The following is an 8144-nucleotide window of genomic DNA, read 5'->3' as shown; positions in this document are numbered from 1 at the left end:
GGGTGTGGAAGCGCAGTAATGCGTTAAGCTAACCAGTACTAATTGCCCGTAAGGCTTGATCCTATAACCAGTGTGTTTCACCTGGTGTGTGTGATCGTGTCTGTGCCAGATACGCACAACCCCAACTACATCCCGATTCGTGACGCTGGCTTGAACCCCAGCGCCACAACCCCTCATGCCTGGTGACCATAGCGAGCTGGAACCACCCCTTCCCATCCCGAACAGGACGGTGAAACAGCTCCGCGCCGATGATAGTGCGGATTACCCGTGTGAAAGTAGGTCATCGCCAGGCTCTTATTGTGCAAAACCCCTCGACAGCGTGTGCTGCGAGGGGTTTTTGCTTTTTGAGTTTTGATTTTTGCTACAAGGTGGTTGGCGCCATGCTGGCGTTGCTGGTGACAGCTGTCGGCCGTTGAAGCGCCTGGTTCCGCCCTGCTGGGCGGGTCACTTTTTGTCCGAGCGCCAAAAAGTAACCAAAAAACGCGTCGCCTGAGCGGCTGGCTATCGATTCATCGGCGTCGGTGGTTCGGGCGGTGGTGATTTCCGTTCGATGTGGCTGGTGGTTCGCGTCAACGCGGGGACGCCTACGGCTGCGCTGCGCGCGCTCGGTATCGTAGGTCGGGGGATCGGGCACGGAGTGCATCGCTGCGCTCGCACAGCGCCGTCGTGAAAGACGCCGGGGCCGAATCTGGGGCGAGGACGTGGGCGCAGCCCGCCACCTTAGGGCCGGCGCGCAGCGCAGCCGTAGGCGTTCCTACGTCGCCGCCGGCAGCAGGGGCCATGCCCAGCTCTGGGCTCGTTCAAACATCGCTTTAATCCCAGGCCACCGTGGCGCACCACGGCGTCAGGCAGTCCTGCCCTGCAACGAAGCAAAGCCCCGTACGAAAGCCCCGGAACACTACGATAAGAGCGGCCGCCCGCAGGGCCGTAAACGCGTTTTTTGGTTACTTTTTGCCGCTCGGGCAAAAAGTGACCCGCCCAGCAGGGCGGAACCAGACGGTTCAACGGCCGAGAGCATGTCATCAACAGCGACAGCGGGCGCTAAAAGCCGCCGCCAGCATGTCACCAGCCGCAATCCAAAACACCTCATGCCACCTCAACCACCCGTATCTCCACCAACAACTTCTTAAGCTCAGGCACGCAAGACCCACAGTTGCCACCAGCCTTGACGCAGGCGGTGATCTCAGCCGGCGTCTTCAGATCGTGCTTCCGCACTGCATCGCAGATGGTGTTACGCCCCACGCCAAAGCACGAGCAAACCGTCGGCCCGGCATCAGCACCTTTTTCCATCGGCTGGCCGAGTAGCAATCCGATACGATCCGCATCTTCCAGCCGCTCGCGACCGAACAAGCCTGACAGCCACGACCGCGACGGCAACTCGGGCCGGGTCGACACATAGACGCAGGCTTCGAGCTTGTCGTTGACGACATAGCCAGCGTGATAAACGCCCGCAGTACGGTCCTCGTATTCGAGCCAGTCCGCTTCCGGATCTTGCACGCCGAGCAACTCGCGCGCCCAGGTGGCACGCTCGGAGACGACTTCGCGGCCAGCAAACTCATAGCGCTGGAATTGACGGCCCTGTACGCGGGTCCAGTAGGTCAGCGCCTCCGCAGGCAGTTCTCGCCGGCTCAGCACGAACCCGTGCCAGCTGACACCAAACGGCTCGACCCGCACTGGCGTGTGCTTGAACTCCGGCTCGCCCGAAACCGGATCGACCACCGGATTGACCAGCGCGCCAACGCGCGCATCGGAACTGAACTGGCCATTCCAGTGAATCGGCACGAATACGCTGCCGCGCGGGATGCCGCCGCCATGACGCACGCGCGCCACCATCGCGCCCCAGCGGGTGCTGACACGCGCCAGCTTGCCTTCGCCCACACCGCACAGCAGCGCATCCTGCGGGTGCATGTCGACAAAGGGCTCGGGCAGGTGGTCTGCGAGCCGTGCCGACTTGCCGGTGCGCGTCATGGTGTGCCACTGGTCACGCACGCGGCCGGTGTTGAGGATCAGCGGGAAATCGTCGTCCGGTGCATTGGCGGGTGCGCGCGTCGGCGTGGCGACGAAGCGGGCCAGGCCGTCGGCGTGCGCATAGCGGCCATCGCCGAACAGGCGCTGCGAGTCGGATCCGCCATTGGCTGGCACCGGCCATTGAATCGGCTCCAGGCTGTCGTAGCTGGTCTTGTCCAGGCCAGCCAGTCCGCCGATGTCGAAAACGCGCGGCGCGTCGTCGTTGCGCCAGGCGCTCAGCCGCGCGTGCTCGTCGAAGATCTCGTGCGGCCCGGCATAGTCGAACCCATTGAAGCCCATGCGGCGTGCCACGTCGCAGAGGATGTGCCAGTCGGCGCGCGCTTCGCCCGGCGCGGCCAGGAAGGCGCGCTGGCGCGAAATGCGGCGTTCCGAGTTGGTGACGGTGCCGTCCTTTTCACCCCAGCCCAGCGCGGGCAGCAGCACGTGCGCGGCCGCGTTGGTATCGGTGCGTTCGATGATGTCGCTGGCCACCACCAGTTCGCACCTGGCGAGTGCGCGGCGCACCTGGTCGGCATCTGGCAGGCTGACGACGGGATTGGTGGCGATCACCCAGACCGCCTTGACGCGGCCGGCTTCGATCGCTTCGAAGAGCTCCACCGCTTTCAGGCCGGTGCGGTCCGCCATTACTGGCGACTGCCAGAAGCTCTGCACCACATCGCGATGCAGCGGATTGGCCAGCTCCATATGCGCGGCCAGCATGTTGGCCAGGCCGCCGACCTCGCGCCCGCCCATGGCATTGGGCTGACCGGTCAGCGAGAACGGGCCCATGCCGGGCCGGCCGATGCGGCCGGTCAGCAGGTGGCAATTGATGATGCTGTTGACCTTGTCAGTGCCAGCGGAAGACTGGTTGACGCCTTGCGAGAACGCGGTCACGGTCTTTTCCGTGCCGGCGAACAGCGCATAGAAGTCCAGCACGTCCTGCACGCCGAGCTTGCAGGCGCGGGCCACGGCGGCCGGGTCGGAGCAATCGACGGCGGCCGCCTGCAGCGCTTCATCCAGTCCCGCGGTGCTTGCGGAGATGAAGGCCGCATCGGTATGGCCTTCGCGCGCGAGGTAGCTGAGCAGGCCATTGAACAGCCAGACGTCGGTACCGGGACGAACCGCCAGGTGCAGGTCGGCCAGCTCGCAGGTGGCGGTGCGGCGCGGGTCGATCGCCACGATCTTCATCTCGGGGCGGGCTTCCTTGGCTTTGCTCAGGCGCTGGAACAGGATGGGGTGGCACCACGCGGTATTGGAACCCACCAGCACGACCAGGTCGGCTAGTTCCAGGTCTTCATAGCTGCCCGGCACCAGGTCTTCGCCAAAGGCGCGCTTGTGGCCGGCAACGGCCGACGACATGCACAGGCGCGAGTTGGTGTCGATATTGGCGCTGCCGATGAACCCCTTCATCAGCTTGTTGGCAACGTAGTAGTCCTCAGTCAGCAACTGGCCCGAGACATAGAGCGCGACCGAGTCGGGGCCGTGGCGGCGGATGATGTCGCTGAAGCCCTGCGCCACGGTATCGAGCGCACGGTCCCACGACACCGGCTGCAGCTGGCCGTCGGCATCGCGCAGCTTGGGATGGAGCAGGCGGCCTTCCAGGTCCACGGTCTCGCCCAGTGCCGAGCCCTTGACGCAGAGCCGGCCCTGGTTGGACGGATGCTGCGCGTCACCCTCGATCTCGACCTGGCCGTCGGCGCGCACCGTGGCACGCACGCCGCAGCCGACGCCGCAGTACGGGCAGGTCGTGGCGGTGGTAGTGGTCAGGGTTGCAGATACAACCGGGATGTCGGACAGGTTCACGCGTTCTCCGTGCGGGGGCGTTATATGGCTTTGGTAAGGCTCAGGCAGCGAGCGCTTCGCACTGCGCCTTGCCGAACAGCAGGCGCTGGCGCAGCGCGCCCACCGGCGTGCGGCGCTGGATCATGTCGAAATACCACGGCCCGTCCTGCACGTCGCCGTACAGCACGGCGCCGACCAGGCAGCCGTCCTGCAGCACCAGGCGCTTGTAGACGCCGCGGCGCGCGTCGCGCAGCACCAGGTCTTCGGAGCCTTCCGCACCGATGAAATCGCCGGCGGAATACAGGTCGACGCCGGTCACTTTCAGTTTAGTCGCGGTGGCCTGCTGCACGTAGCGGCGATGGCCGGCGCCGGCGAGATGGGCGGCGCACACGCGCGCCTGATCCCAGATCGGCGCGACCAGCCCGAAGGTGGCCTGGCGATGCTGGACACACTCGCCGACGGCATAGATGCGCGGATCATAGGTCTGCAGCGTGTCGTCGACGACGATGGCGCGTTCGCAGTGCAGGCCCGCGCCGGCGGCGAGTTCGATATTGGGGCGCACGCCCGCGGTCATCACCACCAGGTCGGCGGGGATTTCGCTGCCGTCCTTGAAGCGCACGCCGGTGACGCGCTCGGTACCGAGGATCTCCGCGGTCTGCGCGCCCAGCAGGAAGCGCAGGCCCTTGCGTTCCAGCGCGCCCTGGAGCAGCGTCGCGGCGGGCTTGTCGAGCTGGCGTTCCATCAGGCTGTCGGCCAGGTGCACCACGGTCACGTCCATGCCCTGGCGCAGCAGGCCGTTGGCAGCTTCCAGTCCGAGCAGCCCGCCGCCGATCACGACCGCGTGGCGGTGATTGCGCGCGGCATGCAGCATGGTCTCGACGTCCTGGATGTCGCGGAACGCGATCACGCCTTCGAGCTGGTGTCCCGGCACCGGGATGATGAACGGCTTGGAGCCGGTGGCCAGCAGCAGGCGGTCATAGCGCACCTCGCGTCCCGAGGCCGAGCGCACCACGCGGCGCGGGCGATCGATCGACACCACGGGGTCGCCGGCGAGCAGCTCGATGCCGTTCTCGTCATACCACTCGCGCGTGTTGAGCATGATGTCCGCCACCGTCTTCTCGCCAGCCAGCACCGGCGACAGCAGGATGCGGTTGTAGTTTCCATGCGGCTCGGCGCCGAACACCGTGATGTCGTACAGGTCCGGGGCGAGCTTGAGCAGCTCCTCGACGGTGCGCATTCCGGCCATGCCGTTGCCGACGACGACCAGGCGCGGACGGGCCTGGGTGGAATCGGACGGCGTCATGCCGGCATCTCCGGGGCTGGGCGTGAAGGCGGTGGTGAGCATCGGGGGGCGCGACCAAGAAGTTGGATAAAGGGCGGATCAGGCGGCCAGTTCTTCCTCGGCCTCGCGCATTGCCACGCTGGCGGCAACCCACACCTTGCCGTCGTAGACGCGCGCGCCATAGGCGTTGACCGACTGCTCCGGCGCTTCCAGGCATTCGCCGGTGCGCAGGTCGAAGTGGTGCTTGTAGATGGGCGAGGCCACCACCAGGCGCTCGCCCAGGTTGCCAACCAGCCCGCGCGACAGCACCGCTGCCTGCGAGTTGGGATCGAAGTTATCGATGGCATAGACCTCTTCGCCGCGGCCGATGCGGAACACGGCGATCTGCTTGTCGTCGACCAGCGCGCATACACCAGTATTGGGCACGATATCGCGAACGGTGCAGACCGCGGTCCAGGTGTCGGGATGGTGGGGATGGCTCATCACGTTCTCCTTGAATGCTTGCACGATCAGGCTGCTTTTGCGGGCACGGCGACCACGGGAATGTGGCCCAGCCGGGAGCGCTGCAATTTCCGTTCCTCCGGCGTGGCCGGGCGGATCTGGCCGCGCTCTTCGATGAAGACCAGGTTGTCGTCGCGGCGGTCGCTGTTGACGAAATGGCGGAAGCGCTTGCGCGTCTCGGGATCGGTCACGGCCTTCTTCCACTCGTCTTCGTAGGTGTCGACCACGTGCTGCATCTCGGTCTCCAGCTCGGCGGCGATGCCGAGCTTGTCGTCCAGCACCACGGCCTTCAGGTAGTCCAGGCCGCCTTCGAGGTTGTCGCGCCAGACGCTGGTGCGCTGCAGGCGGTCGGCGGTGCGCACGTAGAACATCAGGAAACGGTCGATGTAGCGCACCAGCGTGTCGTGGTCGAGGTCGCTGGCCAGCAGTTCGGCGTGGCGCGGCTTCATGCCGCCGTTGCCGCACACGTACAGGTTCCAGCCCTTTTCCGTAGCGATCACGCCGACGTCCTTGCCCTGCGCCTCGGCGCATTCGCGCGTGCAGCCCGATACGCCGAACTTGATCTTGTGCGGCGCGCGCAGGCCCTTGTAGCGGTTCTCCAGCTCGACGGCGAGGCCGACCGAGTCGCCCACGCCATAACGGCACCAGGTCGAGCCCACGCACGACTTCACCGTGCGCAGCGCCTTGCCATAGGCATGGCCCGATTCAAAGCCCGCGGCGATCAGCTCTTCCCAGATAAAGGGCAGCTCCTCGGCGCGCGCGCCAAACAGGTCGACGCGCTGGCCGCCCGTGATCTTCGTGTACAGGCCGTACTTCTTGGCCACCTGGCCGACGGCGATCAGGCCCTCGGGCGTGACTTCGCCGCCCGGCATGCGCGGCACCACCGAGTAGGTGCCGTCCTTCTGGATGTTGGCCAGGTAGTAGTCGTTGGAGTCCTGCAGGCTGGCGTGCTCTTCCTTCAGCACGAATTCGTTCCAGCACGAAGCCAGGATGCTGCCCACCGCCGGCTTGCAGATGTCACAGCCCATGCCGCTGCCGTGCGCTTCCAGCAGCGCGTCGAAGGTCTTGAACTTGCCCACGCGCACCAGGTGGTAGAGCTCCTGGCGCGAGAACGGGAAGTGCTCGCAGATGTGGTTGTTGACCGCCATCCCTTGCTTCTTCATCTCGGCCTTCATGATCTGCGTGACCAGCGGCACGCAGCCGCCGCAGGCGGTGCCGGCCTTGGTGCAGCTCTTGAGCGCGCCGATGCTGGTGGCGCCATCGCACACGGCGCCGCAGATCTCGCCCTTGGAGACGTTGTTGCACGAGCAGATCTGCGCGGTGTCAGGCAGGGCGTCGGCGCCCAGCGCCGGCTTGGCCTTGCCGCTGCTGTCGGGCAGGATCAGGAATTCCGGCGACTCCGGCAGCTCGATCTTGTTGAGCATCATCTGCAGCAGCGTGCCGTACTCGCTGGCATCGCCGATCAGCACGCCGCCGAGCAGGTACTTGCCGCAATCGGACACCACCAGCTTCTTGTAGACCTCCTTGCGGTCGTCGCTGAACTGGTAGATGCGCGCGCCCGGCACGGTGCCGTGCGGGTCGCCGATGCTGGCCACGTCCACGCCCATCAGCTTGAGCTTGGTGCTCATGTCGGCGCCGCCGAACTCGGCCGCCTCGCCGCGCAGGTGGCGCGCGGCCACGCGGGCCATGTCGTAGCCCGGGGCCACCAGGCCGTAGATCTTGCCGTCCCACAGCGCGCATTCGCCGATGGCGTAGATGTCCGGGTCGGAGGTGCGGCAGTTGTTGTCGACCGAGATGCCGCCGCGCGCACCGACTTCCAGGCCGCTGGCGCGCGCCAGCTCGTCGCGCGGGCGGATGCCGGCCGAGAACACGATCATGTCGGTGTCCAGATGCGTGCCGTCGGCGAACACCATGCGATGCGTGCCGTCCTCGCCGTCGACGATCTCGACGGTGTTCTTGCCGGTGTGCGCGGTCACGCCCAGGCCAGCAATCTTCTGGCGCAGCATGCGGCCGCCGCCTTCGTCGACCTGAACCGCCATCAGGCGCGGCGCGAATTCCACCACATGCGTCTGCAGGCCCATGTCGCGCAGCGCCTTGGCGCACTCCAGGCCGAGCAGACCGCCGCCGACGACCACGCCGGTCTTCGAGCGCGCGCCGCATTCCTGCATCGCTTCCAGGTCTTCGATGGTGCGATAGACGAAGCAGTCCTTGCGGTCCTTGCCCGGCACCGGCGGCACGAACGGGTAGGAGCCGGTGGCGAGGATCAGCTTGTCATAGGACAGGGTCTCGCCGGTGGAGACCTTGACCGTGCGCGCGGCGCGATCGATCTCCACCGCACGGGCGTTCAGGCGCAGCAGCATATTGTTGTGCTGCTCGAAGAAGCCCGCCGGCACCAGCGACAGGTCTTCGGCCGACTTGCCGGAGAAGAACTCGGACAGGTGCACGCGATCGTAGGCGGGACGCGGTTCTTCGCACAGGACGGTCACTTCCAGGTTGTCTGCGCCGGCTTCCGCCAGCGATTCCAGGAACTTGTGACCTACCATGCCGTGGCCGACGATGATCAGTTTCATGA

Annotated in this window: 4 protein-coding genes and 1 rRNA gene; 1 reads left to right on the top strand and 4 read right to left on the bottom strand. The window is 66.1% G+C overall.

Annotated elements, in window-relative coordinates:
* The first annotated feature begins 178 nt into the window (after window positions 1-178).
* Window positions 179-292, top strand: a 5S ribosomal RNA gene (rrf, locus tag E1J61_RS17995).
* 794 nt (window positions 293-1086) lie between these two features.
* Here the strand turns inward: rrf and E1J61_RS17990 are convergent.
* The 4 genes from E1J61_RS17990 to nirB form a co-directional block, all read right to left on the bottom strand.
* Window positions 1087-3810 carry a nitrate reductase gene (locus E1J61_RS17990; RefSeq protein WP_133095384.1) on the bottom strand — a complete coding sequence of 908 codons (2724 nt, stop codon included), beginning with the start codon at window positions 3808-3810 and terminating at the stop codon, window positions 1087-1089.
* A gap of 40 nt (window positions 3811-3850) precedes the next feature.
* Window positions 3851-5092, bottom strand: coding sequence for an NAD(P)/FAD-dependent oxidoreductase (locus E1J61_RS17985; RefSeq protein WP_133095383.1), 1242 nt, complete (start codon window positions 5090-5092; stop codon window positions 3851-3853).
* A gap of 78 nt (window positions 5093-5170) precedes the next feature.
* Window positions 5171-5554 carry a nitrite reductase small subunit NirD gene (gene nirD / locus E1J61_RS17980; RefSeq protein ID WP_133095411.1) on the bottom strand — a complete coding sequence of 128 codons (384 nt, stop codon included), beginning with the start codon at window positions 5552-5554 and terminating at the stop codon, window positions 5171-5173.
* Between the two features lie 26 nt (window positions 5555-5580).
* Complete coding sequence (nirB, locus tag E1J61_RS17975) at window positions 5581-8142, bottom strand: nitrite reductase large subunit NirB (protein WP_133095382.1); 2562 nt, start codon at window positions 8140-8142, stop codon at window positions 5581-5583.
* Window positions 8143-8144 lie beyond the last annotated feature (2 nt).

Source organism: Cupriavidus sp. L7L (genome assembly GCF_004353535.1).
GTDB lineage: Bacteria > Pseudomonadota > Gammaproteobacteria > Burkholderiales > Burkholderiaceae > Cupriavidus > Cupriavidus oxalaticus_A.
Note: the sequence above shows the minus strand (reverse complement) of the source record. Positions and strands in the feature narration are given on the sequence as shown.

Excerpts from the sequence above, each read along its gene's own strand:
- E1J61_RS17985 (WP_133095383.1), bottom strand. The coding sequence starts at position 5,092 with ATGACGCCGTCCGATTCCACCCAGGCCCGTCCGCGCCTGGTCGTCGTC.
- nirD (WP_133095411.1), bottom strand. The coding sequence starts at position 5,554 with ATGAGCCATCCCCACCATCCCGACACCTGGACCGCGGTCTGCACCGTT.
- nirB (WP_133095382.1), bottom strand. The coding sequence starts at position 8,142 with ATGAAACTGATCATCGTCGGCCACGGCATGGTAGGTCACAAGTTCCTG.